Origin of the sequence: Mesorhizobium sp. 2RAF21 (assembly GCF_052115345.1) — a bacterium.
GTDB classification, from domain to species: domain Bacteria; phylum Pseudomonadota; class Alphaproteobacteria; order Rhizobiales; family Rhizobiaceae; genus Mesorhizobium; species Mesorhizobium terrae.
On the sequence record NZ_JBFRGM010000004.1, the window covers coordinates 70,117 to 87,816 of the forward strand.

Below are 17,700 nucleotides of genomic sequence, written 5' to 3' on the forward strand. Positions count from 1 at the left end.
GAGTGGACTTGACTGACATATAGCTCTTTGGTTATACGTCAATCAATAGCCAGCGGGTTATCGATTTCAAATGCCGGACAATCACGATCTGCTCTTCAAAACACTCGCCGATCCGACGCGGAGGGCGATCTTCGAGCGGCTGTGTCGGGAAGGCGAGCAGACAGTCGGCGCCTTGACGGCGCGGGCAGGGGTCTCGCAGCCGGCCGTCTCCAAGCATCTCGGCGTCCTGAAACACGCGGGACTGGTGCGCGACCGCCATGAAGGACGGCAGACCCACTACAGCGCGCAACTCGCCGCTCTCTCTCCTCTGGTCGACTGGACCAGCGAAATGGCCGGGTTCTGGGAGAGCCGGTTCGACAAACTCGAAGATTTGCTGAAAAGGATGGACCAATGACTGAAACGTCGACCGAAACGCGCTCTGTCGTCGTTGAACGCGATATCCCTTTCCCACCGGAGAAGCTTTGGCGCGCGCTCACGCAACCGCACCTGATGGAGGAGTGGCTGATGAAGAACGATTTCAAACCTGCCGTCGGCCACCGCTTCAATCTGCGCGGCGACTGGGGCGGTGTGTTGGACTGCGAAGTCCTTGCCATCGATCCGGGCAAGACGCTGTCCTATACCTGGGACTTCGCCCACGACGATCCGGCCTACAATATGAAAAGTGTGGTGACGTTTACACTCACCCCAACGGGTTCGGGCACGCGTTTGCGTGTGGAACAGGCAGGCTTCCGGCCGGATCAGAAACAGGCTTTCGGCGGCGCCAAGGCGGGCTGGCAGCAGTTCCTCACGAACCTCGAACAGGTTTTGGCGAGGACGGAATGAAGGTTGCCGCGCCGACTTGGCTCGCTTTCAAGGGAGATAGAAACAATGAACTGGAACAAGTGGATACGTCAGGGCCATCGCTGGCTTTCGATTGTCTTCACGGCGACAGTCGCCGCCAATTTCGCTGCCATGGCGCTGGGACAACCGCCGGCCTGGATCGTCTATTCGCCGCTGCTGCCGCTCTTCCTGCTGCTGTTCTCAGGCCTCTACATGTTCATCTTGCCCCATGCCGCCAAGTGGCGCGGCGAGCGAAGCACGGTTGGGTAGAGTGAACGCAATGGCTGGAAAGACATCCGGAAAATCGGCGATGAGCACAAAGAAAACCACAACCAAGCCTGCGGCCGGGGAACCGGTGCTGCTCTCAGGCGGCAACCCGCAGATCGCAAAGGGCTACGGCGACGAGCCGGTTCAGGCCTATATCGCGGCCATGCCGGGCTGGAAGAGCGATATTGGTCGTCGCATTGATGCTGTCATCGAACGCACCGTTCCCGGCGTGCGCAAGGCGGTGAAATGGAATTCGCCTCTCTACGGCGTTGCGGACGAAGGCCAGGGCTGGTTCCTCGGCCTGCACGTGTTCGCCAAATATGTGAAAGTCAGCTTCTTCCGTGGTGCGGCGCTGGACCCAGTTCCGCCAGGCACCTCCAAACAGAAGGAAATCCGCTACTACGACATTCACGAAGGCCGGTTCGACGAAGCGCAATTTGCCGACTGGGTGAAGCAGGCTAGTCAGTTGCTGGGCGAAAAACTGTAACGTCCGGCGTGATAGCGACGACAAGCACGAAGGAAGCGATGGCGACGATGCAGAAAAACGGTTCGACGGACTTAGGCCAAGAAGCCTCCCCCTCCCAACTGATCGATGCCACGATCAATGCGCTTGGCGACTGGCGGGGTGAAGTGCTCGGACGACTTCGCGCACTTATCAAACGGGCCAAGCCCGACGTGGTCGAGGAAGTAAAATGGCGCAAGCCATCGAACTCGATGCTGGGTGTTCCGGTATGGGAGCACGATGGAATGATCTGCACCGGCGAGACCTACAAGGCCGCCGTGAAGCTGACCTTTGCCAAGGGTGCCGCGCTGGAAGACCCCACGGGTCTCTTCAACTCCAGCCTCGATGGTAATGTCCGGCGCGCCATCGATTTCCATGAGGGTGGCAAGATCAATGAAGAGGCATTCGTGGCGCTCATTCGTGCCGCCGTGGCACTGAATGTTTCGACACGGGCTGCAACGCACCCTGCCCGCTCCGGGAAAGCGCCGAAGAGCGCCCAAAGGTAGCGCTGGTGGGTACTTCTCGGGTTGACCGTGCATGGCATTGGCCCTGTGAGCTGGGCATGCTGGCGCACTTGCTGCCCCGTACTCGACCCTGTTTGTTTGCCTGGGGCTGGGCTATAGCTTCTGCCGCCCGCAACCGCCCAAGGCCGACCATGCCCACAAAACTATCCGTGAACCTCAATGCCGTCGCGCTGCTGCGCAACCGTCGCGATCTGCCTTGGCCAAGTGTCACCGGGCTTGGCCGCATCGCGCTTGCCGCCGGCGCGCATGGGCTCACCGTGCATCCGCGCCCCGATGAGCGCCACACCCGCCATTCGGACTTGCCCGAGCTCAGGGCGCTGATCGACGACGAATTCCCCAAGGCCGAATTCAACATCGAGGGTTATCCCACGGAAGATTTTCTGGCGCTTGTGGAAAAGCACCAGCCCGAACAGGTGACGTTGGTGCCGGACGATCCAGCGCAGGCCACCTCCGACCACGGCTGGAACTTCGTCGAACAGGCGGCCTTCCTGGCCCCCGTCGTGAAAAGGCTGAAGAAGGGTGGTTTTCGGGTCTCGCTGTTCGCGGATCCAGATCCGGCCGGGGTGACCGCCGCACGCGACATCGGCGCCGACCGTATCGAGCTCTACACCGGCCCCTATGGCGGCTATCATTCCGATTCCGAAAAGGCAGGTAAGGAGTTGGAAAAGCTCGGAAAAACCGCCGACGCGGCAATCGCTGCCGGCCTTGAGGTCAATGCCGGACACGACCTCGTGGTAGCCAATCTGCCGCCGCTGGTGAAACGTATCCCCAAATTGGCGGAAGTCTCGATCGGGCACGGCTTGACAGCCGATGCGCTGCAGTATGGCATGGCGGGAACGGTCGCAAGGTTCCTCAAGGCATGTGGATGGTAGGGTACGTCTTGCGGCTGCCGGCTATCTGCGGGCAGTGACGTCGGGGCACTTGATATTGCAATGCAGCAAGCGTAGAGCACCGCGCGCTTGAAACGGAGTGTCGCCGATGGCCCTTGCCAATAATGGCTCTGAGGCAGAAGCAACCGAACAACCCGAGCATTCCGGGGTCGAACAGCACAGCACCAAGGTGCTGATGCTGGGCGCGCTGGGGGTTGTCTATGGCGATATCGGCACCAGTCCGATCTATGCGTTCCGCGAGGCGCTGGTAGCAGCGTCTGGCAGCGAGCTGACCAAGCGCGAAGACATTCTCGGCGTCTTGTCGCTGATCATCTGGGCGCTGACGATCATCGTCACCATCAAATATGTCATGTTCGTGCTGCGCGCCGACAACCGCGGTGAGGGCGGTACGCTGTCGCTGATGGCATTGGCGCGCGCCACTTTCCAGAAACGCTCGGCCCTCGTGCTGGGCATCGGCATGGTCGGTGCAGCACTGTTCTATGGCGACGCCGTCATCACGCCGGCGATCTCCGTGCTCTCCGCGGTTGAAGGCATGAAGGTCGTTACGCCGGCCTTCGACCCCTATGTCGTGCCGCTGACCTTGTTCATCCTGGCCATCCTGTTTTCCGTCCAGCGCTTCGGCACCGGTGGCGTCGCCATGATCTTCGGGCCAATCACCGCCTTCTGGTTCCTTGCCATTGGCGCCTCCGGCATCGTGCATATTGTCGACGATCCCGAGGTGCTGCTGGCGATCAATCCCTACTACATCGTCCATTTCCTCATCAATTCGCCGGGTGTCGCCTTCGTCACGGTCGGCGCGATCTTCCTGGCGGTGACCGGCGCGGAAGCGCTCTACGCAGACCTCGGCCATTTCGGCCGCAAGCCGATCGTGCTGGCCTGGCTCTCCATCGTCTTCCCGTGCCTGCTGCTCAATTATGCCGGCCAGGCCGCCTATGTGCTGGCCAAGGGCGGTGAAGTCGGCCATCCCTTCTTCGAGATGAACGAGGGTTGGGCGCTGATCCCGATGGTCGTTCTGGCCACGGCGGCAACCGTGATCGCCAGCCAGGCGGTGATCTCCGGTGCGTTTTCGCTGACCCGTCAGGCCGTGCAGCTCAACATGCTGCCGCGCCTCGAAATCCAGCATACGTCCGAAAGGCAGTCCGGCCAGATCTACATGCCGCGCGTCAACTTCATCCTGGCGATCGTGGTTATGCTGCTCGTGGTCGGCTTCCAGCAGTCGAGTTCGCTGGCCTCGGCCTATGGCATCTCCGTCACCGGCAACATGCTGGTCACGACGGTTCTGCTGTTCGTGATCATGACCCGCATCTGGAAGTGGCCGCTCAGCGTCGCCGTGGCACTGACCGCGTTGTTCGCCTTCATCGATTTTGGCTTCTTTATTTCCAACATCGTCAAGGTGTTCGAAGGCGGTTGGGCCTCGCTGGCTGTCGCCTTCTCGGTGGTGCTGGTGATGTGGACCTGGGTGCGCGGCAGCCGCTACCTGTTCGAGAAGACGCGCCGCAACGAAATCCCGCTCGATTTCCTGGCCGGCAATCTGCAGAAGAAGAAGCCGCAGCTCGTCGCCGGCACAGCGGTGTTCTTGACCAGCGATCCGATGAGCGCGCCCACCGCGCTCATGCACAGCCTCAAGCACTACAAGGTGCTGCACGAGCAGAACGTCATTCTTTCGGTGGTGACGGCGCCGCAGCCGGTCGTGCCCGACAGCGAACGCGTCAAGATGGAGACGATCAACGAGCTGTTCATGCGTGTGACGCTGACCTTCGGCTATATGGAGCAGCCCAACATTCCGAAGGCTTTGGCCATCTGCCGCAAGCAGGGCTGGAAGTTCGACATCATGACGACCTCGTTCTTCCTGTCGCGCCGCTCGCTGAAGGCTTCGCCCAGTTCCGGCATGCCGGTGTGGCAAGACAGGATGTTCATCGGCCTTGCGCGCACGGCCGCTGACGCCACCGAATATTTCCAGATTCCAACCGGTCGCGTCGTCGAGATCGGTACACAGGTGGCGATCTAACCGTTCACGGGTCCTGGGGGAGGCAATGATGCGGGGGACCAAGCCATTGGCTGCCATGTTGGTGGCTGTCGTTGCAGCGTTTTCGTCCATTGGCGCCGCACGTGCCGCTGAGACGGTGGTGACGCTGGAAAGCGGCGTGGCCGGTACGCTCAGCCTGCCAGACGGCGTCGCCAAGGCGCCGGTGGTGCTGATGCTGCACGGTTTCGCGGGCAGCCGCGACGAAGTCGCTTCCATGTACAAGCGCGAGGCGGAGGCGCTGGCCGCCAATGGCATCGCCTCGCTGCGCATCGACTTCCGCGGCTTCGGCGAAAGTGATGGCAGTGCCGAGGATCTGACCGTCGACAGCCAGTTGGCCGACGCGACGTCCGCACTTGCCTATCTCAAGGCCAATGACCATGTCGATCCCGCGCGGCTCGGAGTGCTGGGCTTCAGCCTTGGCGGCGGCATCGCCATCCTGACGGCGGAGCAGAACCCAGCATTGGTGAAATCGCTGGTCACCTGGTCGTCCGTCGGCGACTTCCACAAGGACATGGTGGGCGACGTCGGCCAGAAGACGTTCGATAAGGCAGCGAAAGCTGGTGTTGCCGTCATCGACTTCGGCAATCACCAACTCGTTCTGAAGAAGGATTTCTTCGACAGCCTGGACAAGTTCCAGCTCGCGCCTGCCATTGCCCGCTATCACGGCGCCTATCTGGCTATTGCCGGCAGCGACGACTTTTCGGCGGCCTATGTCGAGCCGTTCGTCGCGTCCGCTCCAGCTAGCCCGAAGGAGGCGCTGGTGCTGCCGGGCGAGAACCACATCTACCATGCGCTGAGTTTCTTCCGCAGCGGTGTCGAGCCGGTGATCGCCAAGACCGCCGATTGGTTCGCCAAGACGCTGTAGCCATTGATGTCCAAACGTCTCGATATCGCCATTGCCGGCGCTGGTCCGGCCGGGTTGGCGACCGCGCTCTATCTGCATCGCGCCGGCCACAACGTCACCGTCTTCGAGCGTTTCGAAAAACCATCGCCCGTCGGCTCCGGCCTGATCCTGCAGCCGACCGGGCTCACAGTGCTCTCCGATCTCGGCCTGCTCGACGCGATCCTAACACTCGGCAGCCGCATCGACCGCCTGCATGGCGCCGATTCGTCCAGCGGCTGCACCGTGCTCGACGTGCGCTACGACGCCCGTCCGGGCGGGCGCTTCGGCCTTGCCGTCCATCGCGCGGCGCTGTTCGGCGTGCTTTATCGCGCCGTGCGCGAGGCGGGCATAACGATCGAGACCGGCGTCGATCTGATCGGCCTGGAAAGCGGCGAGCGGGCCCGCCTCGTTGATGGCGACGGCCGTGGTGCCGGCCCGTTTGATTTGGTCGTCGATGCCACCGGTTCGCGGTCGAAGCTGCGTGGGTATGCGGCGGCTCCGGCCGAGCCGCGGCCGCTGACCTATGGCGCTTTCTGGGCATCGCTTGGCTGGCGCGGCGAGGGTTTTGACGAGCATGCGCTGCTGCAGCGCTACAATCGGGCAAATGTGATGATCGGCGTGCTGCCGATCGGCCGGGCCGAGCCCGGCGGCGAGAAGATGGCGGCCTTCTTCTGGAGCTTGAAGCCGGCGGATGCCGAGGCGGTGCAGGCACGGGGGCTACAGGCATGGAAGGAGCGTGTGCTGGCGTTGTGGCCGGCCTGCGCACCTTACCTTGCGCAGATCGACAGCTTCGATCAGCTGACGCTGGCCCGCTATGGCCATCACACGTTGAAGATGCCGGCCGGGCGGCGGTTGGCCATCATTGGCGACGCTGCTCATTCGACAAGCCCGCAACTCGGGCAGGGCGCCAATATGGCGCTGCTCGATGCGGCGGCACTTTCCCATGCCTTGAAAGAGAACGGCGACGTGACCGATGCGCTGTCGGTCTATGCCGCGGCGCGGCGGCGGCACGTGCGCAGCTTCCAGGCGCTGTCCTTGATGTTCACGCCGTTCTATCAGTCGGATTCGACGGTACTGCCCTTCATCCGCGACCGGCTGGTTGCGATCGCGGCACGGGTGCCGCCCGCGCCGCAACTGCTGGCCTCGATGGTGGCCGGAACGATGGTCGATCCCTTCCGGTCGATCGGCCTGGTCGAGCCGGATTGGCGCGAGATACGTCCCAATCTCTCGACCGTCGCCGTCAGCGTCACCTAGCAACGGGTCGGCGCGGCCTTGACCGGGATCAGCGCCTGTCGCTGTTCCCGGCGGATGGCGATCGCGGCAATGAGCAAAGCCAGGATCGGGGCGATGGCAGCAAACAGCGGCACTGCGGCCAGGCCAGGGCCACGGTCAATCACCAGGCCGGACAGCCACGCGCCCAGCGCATTGCCGAGATTGAAGGCGGCGATGTTGAAGGAGGATACCAGGCTCTGGCCGCCTTCTCCGGCCTTGCCCAGCACCCACAACTGCAGCGGCGCCACCGTGGCGAAGCCAGCGGTGCCAAGCAGGCCGACGAAGATGACGGCCGCGACCTGCTGATGCATGGCGAATGCCGCAAGCGCCAGAGTGAGAGCCAATGCGGCCAGTGAAGCGATGACGGTGGCGTTGAGCCGCTTGTCGGCCAGGCGGCCGCCGAGAAGATTGCCGACCAGCAGGCCGCCGCCGAAGACGAGCAGGATGGGCGAGACGGCGGCCTCGGAGAAACCGGCCACCTGGGTAAGCAGCGGCGCGATATAGGTGAAGGCGCCGAACACGCCGATCCAGGACAGGATGGTGACGGCGAGCCCGACCAGCACGGCGGGCTGCACCAATATGGCCAGGCTGACGCTGTCTTGCGCCACTGCGTCGGCCTGCAGGCGCTTCGGCACCAGAAGCTGGATGACGACGACCGCGACAATGCCGATCAACGTCACCGCCCAGAAGGTGGAGCGCCAGCCAGAATGCTGGCCGAGCCAGGTGCCGAACGGCACGCCGAGGATGGTGGCGGCGGTGAGGCCGGTGAACATGACGGCGATCGCCGTCGCCTTTTTGTCGGGAGCGACGAGACTGGTGGCGACGACCGAGCCGACGCCGAAGAAAGTGGCGTGTGCGAAAGCGGTGACGACGCGTGCGGCCATCAGCGTCCAATAATCCGGCGCCAGCGCACAGGCGGCGTTGCCCAGCGTGAACACGACCATCAATGCCAGCAGCAGCGGCTTCTTCGGCAACCGCGCGGTGGCAATGCCGAGCAGCGGTGCGCCAAGCACGACGCCGAGTGCATAACCGGAGATCAAGAGGCCGGCAGCGGTAATGGAGACGCCGAGATCCTTGCCGACATCGATCAGCAGACCCATGATGACGAATTCGGTGACGCCGATGCCGAAGGCACCGGCGGTGAGAGCGTAGAGGGCAAGGGGCATGGCGGCGCTTTCCGGTTAGGCGGGGCGTTCGGACCGGAAAATGGACAGCATCGCTGCCATGAACTAGACTGCCGGCTGGCATAGGATCCTTGAACTAAATTCACAGATATGACGACCCGCATCGACACCAACCGGCTGGGCGAGATGGACGTGTTCGTGCGCGTGGTCGAGCTGTGCGGCTTTTCGCCGGCGGCACGCGCGCTGCGATTGTCGCCGTCGGGCGTCAGCAAGCTGATCACGCGGCTGGAAACCCGCCTCGGCACGCGGCTGTTCAACCGCTCGACGCGCAAGCTGGCGCTGACGGCCGAAGGCAGCATTTTCTATGACCGCTGCGTGCAAATCCTGGCCGATGTTGACGGCGCCGAACGCGAGGCCGCCGCCGGCGCGGTTCCGCGCGGTCGGCTCAGGGTCAATTGCAACGTCGCCTTCTCGCAATGGGTGCTGACGCCGGTCCTGCCGGATTTTCTGGCGCGCTATCCGGAGATCGTTCTCGATCTCGTCGTCTCGGACGTCGTGGTGGACCTGCTGCAGGAGCATGCCGATGTCGCCATCCGCATCGGCCCGCTCGCCAACTCCAGCCTGATCGCGCGCAAACTGGGCGCAAGCCGCGCCATCGTGGTTGCTGCTCCCGCCTATCTCGATCAGATGGGCACGCCACGGGAGCCTGCCGATCTTGCCCGCCACAATCTGCTCGGCTTCGGCTTTTCCAGGCTGGTCGAGGGCTGGCCCTTCCTGGGCGAGAACGGGCAAGTGGTGCGCGTTGCTCCGCAAGGCAATGTGCTGGTCAGTGACGGTGACACCATGCGCCGGCTGGCGGTGGAGGGCGTCGGCATCGCACGCGTGGCGCGCTTCCAGCTCGAAGAGGATCTCGCGACCGGCCGGCTGGTGCAGCTTCTCGAAGACTACAGCCCCGGCGAGGTCGAGCCGATCCATGCCGTCTATGTCGGGCAAGGCGGTGTGCTGCCGGCGCGTGTGCGCGCCTTCCTCGACTTCCTGACCGAGCGCGTGAAGGTGCGGTAGCGGCCGTCGCCGCTTTCGTGGGTCAATCTTTTTTCTCCAGCGGTGGCCGGTGGCGGATTGGCGAGACATATCCGCCGCCTCTAAGGCTCCCCATCAATGAGTAGCCTTGAGTTGAGAGCCATGTCCCTGTTTTCGCCCATCGTCACCGAATTCTGGAGAACGCAGTTCGCAAACGCGGCTCTTTTCCACGGAGACACGACTTTCACCATCGCCGTCAATCCGGAGCTCGAAGAGGGCAGCCGGGTCATGGTGCTGAAGACGACCGACGGTCGAGGCGCAGCCGTACTGACACCTACCATGGCCGACAGGCTGGGCCTTGCGGCAGGGCACGACCTAACGGAGGCGACGTTCCGCCGGAAACTGGCCGAGGCGGGTGTGATCCTCAATGGCGCGGATTTCGTGTTCTATTTTTCCGACGGCGCCAGGCAGGCCCTGACGCAGGAGAAGCCGGAAGCCGGTGTAGGCCAGCTGACGGATCAGGATGGCGCGATCTTTTCGGCGTTCCAGTCTTCGGCCTCCGAGCAGGATCTGGACGACGCCTATGTGGAACTCGACCACTGGGCGGTGTTCGGTTCCTTCGACGATGGTCGCCTGGTTTGCGCGGCCAGCATGTATCCCTGGGAGGATGCGCCGATCGCCGATACCGGTGTGCTGACTTTGCCTTCATATCGGGGAAAAGGACATGCCCGCAAGGTCGTGCGCGCGATCAGCCGGTATGCCTGCGAGCAGGGCTACGAACCCCAATACCGCTGCCAGACCGACAATCTGGCGTCCGTGGCCTTGGCCAAGACCGCCGGCCTGACCCTGTTCGGAACATGGGAGGTGATTTCACCCGACAGCCCGGACTGATGCGGGCTGTTTTCGACAGGTTCGAACGGCGCTGGCGAATCCGCTTGCAAAGCGCCGCGTTCGCCACTACGAAAGAACCGTAACGTACGGTACGGTTCTGATGGCAATGGAAACGACTGCCGAAAAGGCTGTCAACCAAAGTGGAGGGGAGGCGCGGCCGGCGCAACCCGAAACCTTGACCGATCGCCAGAAGGATGTGCTCGACACTGTCTTGCGCCTCCTTGTCGAGGAAGGCGATGCGCTGACCATGACGGCGGTGGCGCGGCGCGCCTCCTGTTCCAAGGAAACGCTGTACAAATGGTTCGGTGACCGCGACGGGCTGCTCACCGCCACTGTACAATGGCAGGCGTCGAAGGTGCGGGTGGCTACCGTCGATCGCGAGGGACTTGACCTTGCCTCGCTGAGCGCCAGCCTGGAAGGCTTTGCCCGCGACTGGCTGCGCGTCATTTCCAGCGACACCTCCATTGCCTTGAACCGTGTCGCGGTCGGCCATGCCGGCTCCGGCAAGGACGATCTCGGCCGCATCGTGCTCGAAAACGGTCGCTTCGCGCTGGCCAGACGCCTGAAGCCGCTGCTGGAGGCCGGGCGCGAAAAGGGGCTTCTCGATTTCGCGGACGCCGAAACGGCGTTCCGTACTTTCTTCGGACTTGTCGGCCGCGACGTGCAGGTGCGCCTGCTGCTCGGCGACAGACTGGATTTGACTGAGGCGGAGATCGGCGGCGACGCCGTCCGGGCAACGCAGCAGTTTCTCGCTCTTTACGGGGCAAAAACCGGGCCGAGAGGCCTCTGACTTCAAACGGGAAGGAAAGAAGAAATGCGTGTCTATTACGATCGCGACGCCGATCTCAATCTGATCAAGGGCAAGAAGGTCGCCATCATCGGCTACGGTTCGCAGGGCCGCGCCCATGCGCTTAATCTGAAGGATTCCGGCGCCAAGGAACTCGTCATCGGCCTGAAGGCCGGTTCGGCGACCGCCAAGAAGGTCGAGGCCGACGGCCTCAAGGTGATGACCGTTGCCGAGGCTGCCAAGTGGGCCGACCTCATGATGATGGCGACGCCGGACGAACTGCAGGCCGACATCTACAAGAACGAGATTGCCCCGAACATCCGCGACGGCGCCGCGATTGCTTTCGCTCACGGCCTCAACGTGCATTTCGGCCTGATCGAGCCGAAGGCGACGGTTGACGTCGTCATGATCGCGCCGAAGGGCCCGGGCCACACCGTGCGCGGCGAATACCAGAAGGGCGGCGGCGTGCCGTGCCTGATCGCGGTGCACCAGGATGCCTCGGGCAATGCCCACGATCTGGCGCTCTCCTACGCCTGCGGCGTCGGTGGCGGCCGCTCGGGCATCATCGAGACCAATTTCCGCGAGGAATGCGAAACCGATCTGTTCGGTGAGCAGGTTGTGCTGTGCGGCGGTCTGGTCGAACTCATCCGCGCCGGCTTCGAGACGCTGGTGGAAGCCGGCTACGCGCCTGAAATGGCCTATTTCGAGTGCCTGCACGAAGTGAAGCTGATCGTCGACCTGATCTATGAAGGCGGCATCGCCAACATGAACTACTCGATCTCGAACACCGCCGAGTGGGGTGAATATGTGTCGGGTCCGCGCATCATCACCGCCGAGACCAAGGCCGAGATGAAGCGCGTGCTCAACGACATCCAGACCGGCAAGTTCACCTCGGAATGGATGCAGGAATATCGTTCGGGTGCTGCCCGCTTCAAGGCGACCCGCCGCCTCAACGACGAACATCCGATCGAGCAGGTCGGCGAGAAGCTGCGCGGCATGATGCCGTGGATTTCGAAGAACAAGCTGGTCGACAAGGCCAAGAACTAAGCAGGCTTCACGGCTTTCTTCCCCGCGTCCCGGGCTTTGCTCGCGGGCGCCGATGACAGCCTCCTGTAATGTTCAGCGAGAAAACTCAAAGCCGGCGAATCGCTTCGCCGGCTTTTTTCATGTGCCAATTCGGCACGACTAAATTGGCATAAAGGTCGCATGTCTCCCGATGGGGAGGGCGGTCGTCCGGAAATGGACCTGCGCCCGGCGGCATCGGTGTCGACTTTGCGGTCGGCTCGGGGCCGATAGTTCCGTGCCGTTTCGACCGGTCCCGCGGGGGGCTACGGCGGCGGTACGAGAGCCGGTGCGGCGGGGGGCCGCGCCGGCTCAGTCGTTCAGAACATGACCGCTTCAGTAGCGGTAGGGCGAGATGCACTGCCGGCGAGGGCCGTAGTTCGGCTGGAACGTGTTGTCCCAAGCCCGGTACGAACGATAACGGGCATAACACCACTGCACATGGCCAGACGCACGCGGCGCGCGGTAGATGCGCGGCCGGGGCCGGTAGTAATAATCGTCATAGAGCATGCCGGAACCCAGGCCGAGCCCGAAATAGACGCCGGAATTGCCCCAGCGCGGGCGGTGGCGGTAGCGCCAGCCGTCGTCACGCCAGCCGCGGCGCCAATGACGGTCGCCCCGCCAGCCGTCGCCGCGCCAGTCACGATCGCCACGCCAATGCCGGTTGCCGCGCCAGCCATCGCCGCGCCAGTTGCGGCGCCATTCTTGGCTGGCGTTGCCACGATCGTTGCCGCCGGCCCAGCTGTCGCGCACCGTCTGGATATCGGATGGCGCGGCCGGGGCTATCGGCGCGGGCATGGGAACGGAAAATGCCGGCACGGAAAGGCCGACAAGCAGGCCGAGCGTCACGAGCCCGGTGCGGAAGTTGATGAGCCGTTTCATAACACTCTCCAATGAACCACAGGCCCCGCGCCCCTTGGATTTCGTGGGAGGCGGCGACAATGGGCCTCGGTGCATGAACGAGCGATGAACGGGTTGGTTTCATCAACTATTCCAAACGACTTGTCGCGTCCCGTTATCGAACAGGATCAGGTCTTGTCTTTGGCCGGGCTTGCAGGCAAACCTCATTCCATGTCGCTGCGCCTCGCCACTTTCAATGTCGAGAACCTGATGAACAGGTTCGACTTCTCCGGCTACCGCAACCAATTGAACGAGGACCGTACGCTGGCCCTCTTCGATATCCGCAGCGAGGCCGAATACAGGCTGCTCGAGCAAGCCCGCGTGATCGCCCATTCCGACGATACGCGCCAGCTGACAGCCTTGGCGATCGCCGCGACCCGAGCCGACATCGTCTGCCTGCAGGAGGTGGACAATATCGAGGCGCTGAAAGCGTTCGAATACGGCTATCTCTTCAAGATGGTGGGCGAGGGCTACCGGCAGAAATACACGACCGAAGGCAATGATTCGCGCGGCATCGACGTCGCGCTGATGATGCGTACCGAAACGGCTCATGGCCAGCCGATCGAATTCGTGCGCATGACCAGCCACGCCTATGTGACCTTCGAGCAGTTCGGCCTGTTCAACGACGATCTCGCCGCAATGGGGCATGAGCCCGGCGAACGTATCTTCCGCCGCGACTGCCTGGAGGTGGACGTGACCGTCGGCGGTGTGCCGCTCACGCTTTATCTGGTGCATTTCAAGTCGATGGGGCCACCGCGCAACGGGCTCGACGGTCGTGCCGCCACCATGCCGCTGCGCATCGCCGAGGCAAGCGCGGTGCGCCACATCATCGAACAGCGCTTCGGCAAGGATCACGCCGCCGGCAAACGCTGGGCGATCTGCGGCGACATGAACGATTATCGCCAACGTGTCCTCATCGGCGGCGATGCCCATGCCGGCTTCCACTTCGAGCCGGTGGTGGAGACGAACACCTGCCTCAACGTCTTCCTTTCCGACGGTTTCGCCGAAAACATCGTCGAGCGGCGTCCCGAAATGGACCGGTGGACGCTCTACCACACGCGCGGTCCGCAGGAGCGGCATCTTTGCCAGCTCGACTATATCCTGTTGTCGAAAGGGCTTGCGGCGCGAAACGCGGCCATTCCCGACATCGTGCGCAACGGCCAGCCGTGGCGCACGCCGTTCCCGCCCGGCCAGGAAGTGCCGCGGTTTCCGCGCATCGGCTGGGACCGCCCGAAAGCTTCGGACCATTGCCCGGTGGCGGTGACGCTGGATCTGGTCTGACCGTGGCGAAGTTCGAGCTGCCGCGCGATCAGATTGTGCCGGTGACCGCGGTCGAGGTCCGGCTCGATCCCGGCCCTCACCCCTTCGAATTGGAGAACGTCGCGGCTATCGAGGCGAACTGGCGGCAGGAACATGCGGCCAATCCGCGCCTGTTCGATGGCGCCATGGTGTTGCTTTCGGAATTGAAGCTGGACGGGCAGGGCAGGCTTGTCGGCCGCTGCCACAATGTCCGTTTCGCCACGATGCTCTATTGGCGCAAGAACAAGGGCAGTCCCGATATCGAGCATTGTTTCGCGCAGGCGGCCCTGGTGTCGCGCGACGGTGCGTTGGTGGCGGTGCGCATGGGGCCGCATACGGCCAATGCCGGCCGCATCTATTTCGCCGCCGGTTCGTTCGAAGCGGTGGACTTCGTCCAGGACCGCGCCGACATCGCCGCCAACATGCATCGCGAGGTGAAGGAGGAGACCGGGCTCGATCTTGGCGATGTCCGCCACGAGCCGCTTTACCATCTCCATTCGATCAATGGCTCGACGATGCTGTTCCGGCGCTACTTCCTGGCCGACGACGCCGATGTCGTCGCGGACGGGATCAGGACCTTCGTTGCTTCCGAAGCAGACCCCGAAATCGAAGGGCCGGTGGTCATTCGGTCCGCACAAAACCTGCCGGAGGGAGCACTGAACCATCTGGCCGCCGTTGCGCGCTGGCATTTCGGCTGACCAACGCTGCAGGCTGCGTCCAATGCGACATGGCCGGTTCGTTGGAACGCGCGGTGCCACGATGGCGGATGCCGTTTCCACTCGTGGCTGCTTGACAATCCCGGTCGGCGCGGACCCCTATGCTGGCCCGACACGTTGCTGGTGCCGATATTCTCCGCGTCGGATTTCACATTAATTTTCGCTCGCGATTGAAAACCGGGCGAGGGCAGGAACCTGATCATGACGCCACGCAACTACCTCGTCTACGACGTCTTCACCGGAGACAGGCTGGCCGGCAATCCGCTTGCGGTCGTGCTCGACTGCGAGGGGCTGGATCTCGAAGCGATGCAGCGCATCGCGCGTGAGTTCAATCTGTCCGAATCGGTCTTCGTGCTGCCCCCGGAGAATCCGAGGCATCGCGCCCGTGTCCGCATTTTCACACCCGACTACGAGATGCCGTTTGCCGGTCATCCGACCGTCGGCAGCGCGATTGCCCTGGCAGAACTTGCAGAGGGCAATGGCGATGCGATCTTCGTACTCGAGGAGAACATCGGGCCTGTTCGGTGCGCGGTCAGCCACGGCGACGGCGCGACCTTCGCCGAGTTCGATCTTGCCAAACTGCCCGAGCAATTGACACTGACGGCCGATCCCGAGGCGATCGGCGCAGCCCTTGGCCTTGGGCCGCATGAAATTGGCTTCGAGAACCATCGCGTCGCTTTTTTCAGTGCCGGCGTGCCCTATGTGACCATCCCGGTCGCCAATTTGCAGGCCGCCGCCAAGGCGCGGCTCAACAACGAGATGTGGGCGCAGCTTGCGCCGAAAAAAAGCGATTGGGCCTTCGCCAGCCCCTATGTCTACTGCCGCGAAACGGTGAACCAGGAAAGCGCTTTCCATGTGCGCATGATCGTGCCGGGCAACCCTTCCTATGAGGATCCGGCGACCGGTTCGGCAGCGGCGGCCTTCGCCGGTGCGATCATGCATTTCGACCGGCCTGGCGACGGCATGGCGCGTTACTGGATCGAGCAGGGGTTGGAGATGGGGCGTCCCTCGCGTATCCGCCTCGAGCTCGACGTTGCGGGCGGCAAGCTGGCGTCCGCCCGCATCGGCGGTCAGGCTGTGAAGGTCGCCGAGGGCAAGCTTCTGGTGTGAGCGGACACGCGCAAAAGGCGCAATCCAAGGGCATTGGAAAAGAACATCATCGATTTGTCGGGAAATGACAGGACAGGGCTGGACAGGAGCGGAAGCGGCGGCTATATGCCCGCCGACGCTGGTTTTCCAGCGGCGTGGGTGTGTAGCTCAGTTGGTAGAGCAGCTGACTCTTAATCAGCGGGTCCACAGTTCGATCCTGTGCACACCCACCATTTTCTCTCTTATTTATCATTGGTTTGCGGCCCTGCCTTTGCGCGGCAGGGCGAACTGCGGCCGACAGGTCTGGCCTGTCGGCGCACCGGTTCACTGCCCCAGTTCGCGTAGCCACCTTTCGAATGTGGGTGTTGCCGCGCCATCGCTCTTGGTGGCCAAAGGCGGCGTGTTGGTGGCGGCTGCCTTGCGCACTTCACGCGGACTGAGGCCGAATTCGTGCGAGAAGGCACGGGTGAAATTGGCGGCGACGTCGAAGCCGGCGTCTTCGGCGATATCCAGAATACGACTGCTGTTGGTCGGGTCGCTCAACGTCGCATAGGCATCCTGCAGCCGCTTCTTGCGGATGTAGTTGAGCACGCCGCCGCTCGCTTCGAAGAGCTGGTAGAGACGGGTCCGCGAAATGCCGGCGGCTCTGGAAATGGTATCCGGGTTGAGATCGTGCGAATGAAGATTGTCGTGGACGTGGCGGTGTACCCGCTCCATCACGCCGAGCATCGATTGCGCGACCGGTTCCTTGCCGGACGAAGGCAATGAAGCAAGGCAGGTGATGAGCATGTCGCGGATCGTGTGCACGATCTTCGGCAGGTCGTCGGCAACCAGGGTCGGTAGTCTGGCCTCGACGCTGGCAATGTAGTCGATCAACAGGGTAGCGAAGTTGCCGCTCAGGATCGAGTTGTTGGCTGCGACGAGCATTCCCGCGTGTTCGGCGAACAGGTCATAGGGCATGTAGAGGAGCATGACTTCGGACTCTGTCACACGCCCGCGATAAGGATGGCCAAGAGACCGGAATGTTACCGTGCCCGAGGTGCTTTCGACCACGTGCCCGTCAACCTCCGTCCAGGCGTGGCCCCGTCGGGGAATGCCGATATACCAGTGGTCGATCGAACTCGATTTCAGTTTTGCCGCCGATCTCACATAGCGGTAAGCGGCCGCGCGCTGCTGGACAAGCAACATCTTGCCGAGATTCCAGGCCGTATGTTCGGCGTTGAAGCCGTTCTCGGGCCTGGCGTCGTCCGGCAGAAGAACTTCGGCAATCGGGTCAAGATGCGCGCGCCACGCTGGAAACTGATCTGCGATCGCCAGCGGCAGCGTTGAAAATCGCAGCGGCTTCAGCGCGGGTTCGGTTGGTGCAGCACGATCAGCAACTGCCCCATTGACCGGTTCGCGTGGCCAACGCCGCCTTTCGACGCCGGGTACGGATTCCGCGCCGGGCGACGTGTCTGGCCTGTTCGGTCGGTCTGAATGATCACTCATCCAGAGCCCTCCACCAAGCCCCCCTTCGCCGATTAAACGTCGCGACTGGTTAAAAAGTTGCATGGTCAAGAAATGTCTACGCCTGCACTCAAGATTATTAACGCTGAGTAGTTGGTCGGCAGACATTGCTCAAATCAAATA

Annotated in this window: 19 protein-coding genes and 1 tRNA gene; 17 read left to right on the top strand and 3 right to left on the bottom strand. The window is 62.9% G+C overall.

Annotated elements, in window-relative coordinates; all coding sequences use genetic code 11:
• The first annotated feature begins 70 nt into the window (after nt 1-70).
• The 9 genes from AB4136_RS07745 (at nt 71) to AB4136_RS07785 (ending at nt 7,165) form a co-directional block, all read left to right on the top strand.
• Nucleotides 71-394: an ArsR/SmtB family transcription factor gene (locus AB4136_RS07745; protein WP_024924516.1), complete on the top strand. Its 324-nt coding sequence runs from the start codon at nt 71-73 to the stop codon at nt 392-394.
• The gene (locus AB4136_RS07750) at nt 391-822 is read left to right on the top strand and encodes an SRPBCC family protein (RefSeq protein ID WP_024924517.1); all 432 of its coding nucleotides are present in this window, start codon (nt 391-393) and stop codon (nt 820-822) included. Before AB4136_RS07745 ends, AB4136_RS07750 begins: the two co-directional genes overlap by 4 nt.
• 45 nt (nt 823-867) lie before the next feature.
• Complete coding sequence (locus tag AB4136_RS07755) at nt 868-1,089, top strand: hypothetical protein (protein WP_024924518.1); 222 nt, start codon at nt 868-870, stop codon at nt 1,087-1,089.
• Nucleotides 1,090-1,099: 10 nt separating this feature from the next.
• Nucleotides 1,100-1,573: a DUF1801 domain-containing protein gene (locus AB4136_RS07760; protein WP_024924519.1), complete on the top strand. Its 474-nt coding sequence runs from the start codon at nt 1,100-1,102 to the stop codon at nt 1,571-1,573.
• Between the two features lie 47 nt (nt 1,574-1,620).
• Nucleotides 1,621-2,094, top strand: coding sequence for a DUF1801 domain-containing protein (locus AB4136_RS07765; RefSeq protein WP_024924520.1), 474 nt, complete (start codon nt 1,621-1,623; stop codon nt 2,092-2,094).
• Between the two features lie 149 nt (nt 2,095-2,243).
• On the top strand, nt 2,244-2,984 hold the full coding sequence (locus AB4136_RS07770) for a pyridoxine 5'-phosphate synthase (protein WP_024924521.1): 741 nt from the start codon (nt 2,244-2,246) through the stop codon (nt 2,982-2,984).
• A gap of 106 nt (nt 2,985-3,090) precedes the next feature.
• Nucleotides 3,091-5,010 (top strand): potassium transporter Kup, encoded by a 1,920-nt coding sequence (locus AB4136_RS07775; protein WP_024924522.1) that lies wholly within the window; start codon nt 3,091-3,093, stop codon nt 5,008-5,010.
• A gap of 25 nt (nt 5,011-5,035) precedes the next feature.
• Nucleotides 5,036-5,893, top strand: a complete 858-nt coding sequence (locus tag AB4136_RS07780; RefSeq protein WP_245317511.1) for an alpha/beta hydrolase family protein — start codon at nt 5,036-5,038, stop codon at nt 5,891-5,893.
• A 6-nt stretch (nt 5,894-5,899) separates the two neighbouring features.
• Nucleotides 5,900-7,165 (top strand): FAD-dependent oxidoreductase, encoded by a 1,266-nt coding sequence (locus AB4136_RS07785; protein ID WP_024924524.1) that lies wholly within the window; start codon nt 5,900-5,902, stop codon nt 7,163-7,165.
• Here the strand turns inward: AB4136_RS07785 and AB4136_RS07790 are convergent.
• On the bottom strand, nt 7,162-8,349 hold the full coding sequence (locus tag AB4136_RS07790; RefSeq protein ID WP_024924525.1) for an MFS transporter: 1,188 nt from the start codon (nt 8,347-8,349) through the stop codon (nt 7,162-7,164). The two genes, AB4136_RS07785 and AB4136_RS07790, sit on opposite strands and share 4 nt — an antisense overlap.
• 108 nt (nt 8,350-8,457) lie before the next feature.
• On the opposite strand from AB4136_RS07790, the gene AB4136_RS07795 reads away from it, so the two are divergent.
• The 4 genes from AB4136_RS07795 to ilvC all read left to right on the top strand — a co-directional run bounded on the left by AB4136_RS07795 (nt 8,458) and on the right by ilvC (nt 12,052).
• The gene (locus AB4136_RS07795) at nt 8,458-9,369 is read left to right on the top strand and encodes a LysR family transcriptional regulator (RefSeq protein ID WP_024924526.1); all 912 of its coding nucleotides are present in this window, start codon (nt 8,458-8,460) and stop codon (nt 9,367-9,369) included.
• Between the two features lie 120 nt (nt 9,370-9,489).
• On the top strand, nt 9,490-10,218 hold the full coding sequence (locus AB4136_RS07800; protein WP_024924527.1) for a GNAT family N-acetyltransferase: 729 nt from the start codon (nt 9,490-9,492) through the stop codon (nt 10,216-10,218).
• Between the two features lie 100 nt (nt 10,219-10,318).
• Complete coding sequence (locus AB4136_RS07805) at nt 10,319-11,008, top strand: TetR/AcrR family transcriptional regulator (RefSeq protein WP_373426369.1); 690 nt, start codon at nt 10,319-10,321, stop codon at nt 11,006-11,008.
• 24 nt (nt 11,009-11,032) lie between these two features.
• On the top strand, nt 11,033-12,052 hold the full coding sequence (gene ilvC / locus AB4136_RS07810) for a ketol-acid reductoisomerase (RefSeq protein WP_024924529.1): 1,020 nt from the start codon (nt 11,033-11,035) through the stop codon (nt 12,050-12,052).
• A 351-nt stretch (nt 12,053-12,403) separates the two neighbouring features.
• Here the strand turns inward: ilvC and AB4136_RS07815 are convergent, their stop codons facing one another.
• Nucleotides 12,404-12,949 (bottom strand): BA14K family protein, encoded by a 546-nt coding sequence (locus AB4136_RS07815; protein ID WP_024924530.1) that lies wholly within the window; start codon nt 12,947-12,949, stop codon nt 12,404-12,406.
• Between the two features lie 189 nt (nt 12,950-13,138).
• Here AB4136_RS07815 and AB4136_RS07820 point away from each other — a divergent pair, with 189 nt between their 5' ends.
• The 4 genes from AB4136_RS07820 to AB4136_RS07835 all read left to right on the top strand — a co-directional run bounded on the left by AB4136_RS07820 (nt 13,139) and on the right by AB4136_RS07835 (nt 16,304).
• Nucleotides 13,139-14,248 (top strand): endonuclease/exonuclease/phosphatase family protein, encoded by a 1,110-nt coding sequence (locus AB4136_RS07820; protein WP_024924531.1) that lies wholly within the window; start codon nt 13,139-13,141, stop codon nt 14,246-14,248.
• Nucleotides 14,249-14,250: 2 nt separating this feature from the next.
• Nucleotides 14,251-14,964: an NUDIX hydrolase gene (locus AB4136_RS07825; RefSeq protein ID WP_024924532.1), complete on the top strand. Its 714-nt coding sequence runs from the start codon at nt 14,251-14,253 to the stop codon at nt 14,962-14,964.
• 219 nt (nt 14,965-15,183) lie between these two features.
• The gene (locus AB4136_RS07830) at nt 15,184-16,092 is read left to right on the top strand and encodes a PhzF family phenazine biosynthesis protein (RefSeq protein ID WP_024924533.1); all 909 of its coding nucleotides are present in this window, start codon (nt 15,184-15,186) and stop codon (nt 16,090-16,092) included.
• A 136-nt stretch (nt 16,093-16,228) separates the two neighbouring features.
• A tRNA-Lys gene (locus tag AB4136_RS07835) sits at nt 16,229-16,304 on the top strand.
• Between the two features lie 91 nt (nt 16,305-16,395).
• On the opposite strand, the gene AB4136_RS07840 is transcribed toward AB4136_RS07835, so the two are convergent.
• Complete coding sequence (locus AB4136_RS07840; protein ID WP_244437887.1) at nt 16,396-17,685, bottom strand: helix-turn-helix domain-containing protein; 1,290 nt, start codon at nt 17,683-17,685, stop codon at nt 16,396-16,398.
• Nucleotides 17,686-17,700: the final 15 nt, after the last annotated feature.

Coding starts and splice junctions, on each gene's coding strand:
- AB4136_RS07745 (WP_024924516.1), top strand. CDS start 71: ATGCCGGACAATCACGATCTGCTCTTCAAAACACTCGCCGATCCGACG.
- AB4136_RS07750 (WP_024924517.1), top strand. CDS start 391: ATGACTGAAACGTCGACCGAAACGCGCTCTGTCGTCGTTGAACGCGAT.
- AB4136_RS07755 (WP_024924518.1), top strand. CDS start 868: ATGAACTGGAACAAGTGGATACGTCAGGGCCATCGCTGGCTTTCGATT.
- AB4136_RS07760 (WP_024924519.1), top strand. CDS start 1,100: ATGGCTGGAAAGACATCCGGAAAATCGGCGATGAGCACAAAGAAAACC.
- AB4136_RS07765 (WP_024924520.1), top strand. CDS start 1,621: ATGCAGAAAAACGGTTCGACGGACTTAGGCCAAGAAGCCTCCCCCTCC.
- AB4136_RS07770 (WP_024924521.1), top strand. CDS start 2,244: ATGCCCACAAAACTATCCGTGAACCTCAATGCCGTCGCGCTGCTGCGC.
- AB4136_RS07775 (WP_024924522.1), top strand. CDS start 3,091: ATGGCCCTTGCCAATAATGGCTCTGAGGCAGAAGCAACCGAACAACCC.
- AB4136_RS07780 (WP_245317511.1), top strand. CDS start 5,036: ATGATGCGGGGGACCAAGCCATTGGCTGCCATGTTGGTGGCTGTCGTT.
- AB4136_RS07785 (WP_024924524.1), top strand. CDS start 5,900: ATGTCCAAACGTCTCGATATCGCCATTGCCGGCGCTGGTCCGGCCGGG.
- AB4136_RS07790 (WP_024924525.1), bottom strand. CDS start 8,349: ATGCCCCTTGCCCTCTACGCTCTCACCGCCGGTGCCTTCGGCATCGGC.
- AB4136_RS07795 (WP_024924526.1), top strand. CDS start 8,458: ATGACGACCCGCATCGACACCAACCGGCTGGGCGAGATGGACGTGTTC.
- AB4136_RS07800 (WP_024924527.1), top strand. CDS start 9,490: ATGTCCCTGTTTTCGCCCATCGTCACCGAATTCTGGAGAACGCAGTTC.
- AB4136_RS07805 (WP_373426369.1), top strand. CDS start 10,319: ATGGCAATGGAAACGACTGCCGAAAAGGCTGTCAACCAAAGTGGAGGG.
- ilvC (WP_024924529.1), top strand. CDS start 11,033: ATGCGTGTCTATTACGATCGCGACGCCGATCTCAATCTGATCAAGGGC.
- AB4136_RS07815 (WP_024924530.1), bottom strand. CDS start 12,949: ATGAAACGGCTCATCAACTTCCGCACCGGGCTCGTGACGCTCGGCCTG.
- AB4136_RS07820 (WP_024924531.1), top strand. CDS start 13,139: ATGTCGCTGCGCCTCGCCACTTTCAATGTCGAGAACCTGATGAACAGG.
- AB4136_RS07830 (WP_024924533.1), top strand. CDS start 15,184: ATGACGCCACGCAACTACCTCGTCTACGACGTCTTCACCGGAGACAGG.
- AB4136_RS07840 (WP_244437887.1), bottom strand. CDS start 17,685: ATGTCTGCCGACCAACTACTCAGCGTTAATAATCTTGAGTGCAGGCGT.